Source organism: Actinomycetota bacterium, from assembly GCA_036280995.1.
Taxonomy (GTDB): domain Bacteria; phylum Actinomycetota; class CALGFH01; order CALGFH01; family CALGFH01; genus CALGFH01.
In genome coordinates this window covers 1-2434 of the sequence record DASUPQ010000048.1, presented here as the reverse complement: position 1 = coordinate 2434, position 2434 = coordinate 1, and the positions used below count along the sequence as shown (strand labels likewise).

Sequence of the window (2434 nt, the reverse complement as noted above, 5' to 3'; positions counted from 1 at the left end):
GTGGCCGCCTGGTGGGCCCCCGGACCGCTGGATGAGACACCTATCGCCAACCCGTTCGGGCGCTCCGGAACGGTGGGGACGGTGGCAAGCGTGGTCACCGCTATCGGCCTGTGGTTGCAGCTGGCCAGCCTGCCGGCCGCGATGGTCTCGCTGGTGCTGCGGTTCCGGGCCGCGCGTGGGGTCGAGCGCCAGCAGCTGCGCTGGGTCGCAGCCGGCGCCATCCTCGCGGTGGCCGTCGCCCTGTCGGGAGGGATCTTGCCCACTGCCGTGACCTACGCGGCGGTGCTGTGCCCGCCGATGGCGGTGGCGGTGGCGGTGCTGCGCTACCGGCTGTGGGACCTGGACCGGCTGGTCAGCCGCACCGTCACTTACGCCCTGGTCAGCGCCCTCCTCGTGCTGCCCTACCTGCTCATCGTCCCGGCCGCCGGCCGCCTGGCCGCCGGCGCCGGCAACCTGGCGGTGGCCGCCGCCACCCTGGCTGCGGCGGCCCTGTTCGCGCCGCTGCGCCGTCGGGTGCAGGACCTGGTCGACCGGCGTTTCAACCGGCGCCGCTCCGACGCCGCCCGCACCGTGGAGGCGTTCAGCAACCGGCTGCGCGAGCAGCTCGACCTGGACGCGCTGGCGGCCGAGCTGCTGGCGGTGGTCGACCACACCATGCAGCCGACCCGAGCCTCACTGTGGCTGCGCCCACCAGTCAACCCAAAGCTGCTGCCATAGGCACACACGGCCACCCGGCCGGTCCCCACCATGCTCACCTGTCAACCCAACACCCCAAGGTCCTGTAGGTGAGCGTAGCGGCGGTTCGGCCGCAGCACAGTGAGGTGTAGCAGTCCCAGGGGCAACCTCCGCAGCTGCTATTGCTCGGCCGGCGCGGAGGCGGGCGGCCGCTGGGTGAACATCCAGCGGTGTCCCTCGAGATCGGCGGTACGGTAGCTGCGCCCATAGCCGGTGTCCTCCGGCTCGGACAGGATCGGCGCCCCGGCCTGGCGCGCCTGCCCGAAGTGGGCGTCGACGTCGTCGACGTAGACGTGGACGCCGTCGATGACGTACGGCACCGCCGACCAGCGGCGGGCTGCCTCGCAGGTCTTGGCGTGCCGCTTGGGGCCCTGGTAGTGGGGGTCGGGTTCGGCCAGCATGACGATGCCGTCGCTGATCTCCATCTCGGCGTGGCCGATTGAGCCGTCGGCCATGGTGATGCGGGTGCGTTCCCGGAACCCGAAGGCCTTGGCGAGCCACCCCAAGGCGGCGGCCGCGTCCTCGTAGGAGAGCATCGGTGCCACCGTGGGAATCGGCGTGTTGGCCGGCATGGCGTACTCCTCTCATCGGAACGCCGGCGACGACGTGCCACCAGGTCACCGTCTTGGTCCAGGTGTATCACCTGGCGATCGTTCTGCTCCTGCTCACCATGTCTTGGACGAAGGTAACCCACCCGGTCGCAAGTGCCCTACTTGGCCCGGCAGGAGCGGGTTGGGTCGGTGGTGGGCAATCATCTGGGCCATGACAACTCTGGCCGACCGGCTGCTGCCCGATGCGCTGTGGCAGCGCCTCCTGCCGCTGTTGCCACCCCCACCCTCCCGGGCGCGTGGCGGCGCACCCCGAACCGTCTCGGACCGGGCCTGCATGGCCGCGGTCCTGTTCATGGCGCGCACCTCCACCCCCTGGGCGCTGCTCCCGGTCGGCGAGTTCGGCTGCGGCAGCGTGACGACCTGCTGGCGGCGGTTCGCTGAATGGGCCCGCGCCGGGGTCTTCGAGCGGCTCCAGGAGCTGCTGCTGGACGAGCTCGGCGCAGCCGGAGCGCTGGACTGGTCGCGCGTCACCGTGGACTCCTTCAGCCTGCGCGCGGTTCGGGGGGGACCTGGCCGGCGCAAACCCGGTCGACCGCGCCAAGCCCGGGTCCAAGCTCCACCTGGCCGCTGAGGGCACCGGGCTGCCGCTGTCGCTGCTGGTAACCGCGGCCAACACCCCCGATGCGGCAGTGTTCCAGGCGCTGCTGGACGACATCCCCAGGGTGCGGACCCCTGTCGGCGGTCGGCGCTGCCGCCCCGAGAAGGTTCACGCCGACAAGGCCTACGATCAGCGCCGCTGCCGCGGCTACCTTACCCAGCGGGGGATCAAGGTCCGCATCGCCCGCCGTGGGATCGAGTCGTCGCAGCGGCTGGGTCGCCACCGCTGGAAGGCCGAACGCTCGATCGCCTGGCTGGCTGAGTGTCGGCGGCTGCGGATCCGCTATGACCGGGACTCCGGGCGGTTCTTCGCCTTCGCCATGCTGGGCTGCGCACGGCTGGGCTACAACCGGCTTCCCGATACCGCCGAGGCACACGCACGGTCACCCTGATCGAGGTTCCGGAATGTCCTTTTATTTGATCCTTTCACGTTAGGGTGACGGCTCAGTATCGAGGGACAGGCCGGTGTGGGCGAGGAACCCGACCACCAG

Annotated in this window: 3 protein-coding genes; 2 read left to right on the top strand and 1 reads right to left on the bottom strand. The window is 71.0% G+C overall.

The features are described 5' to 3' along the window. A partial coding sequence (locus tag VF468_01205) for a hypothetical protein (protein HEX5876940.1) occupies window positions 1–717 on the top strand: 717 nt, incomplete at its 5' end. 137 nt (window positions 718–854) lie between these two features. Here the strand turns inward: VF468_01205 and VF468_01200 are convergent. Then, window positions 855–1307, bottom strand: a complete 453-nt coding sequence (locus VF468_01200; protein ID HEX5876939.1) for a VOC family protein — start codon at window positions 1305–1307, stop codon at window positions 855–857. A 199-nt stretch (window positions 1308–1506) separates the two neighbouring features. On the opposite strand from VF468_01200, the gene VF468_01195 reads away from it, so the two are divergent. Continuing rightward, window positions 1507–2335, top strand: a protein-coding gene (locus VF468_01195; GenBank protein ID HEX5876938.1) for an IS5 family transposase whose coding sequence is annotated in 2 segments (ribosomal slippage) — window positions 1507–1847 and window positions 1846–2335 — 831 coding nt in all. Because the reading frame shifts where the segments join, the coding sequence is not laid out codon by codon here. The last annotated feature ends 99 nt before the right edge of the window (window positions 2336–2434 follow it).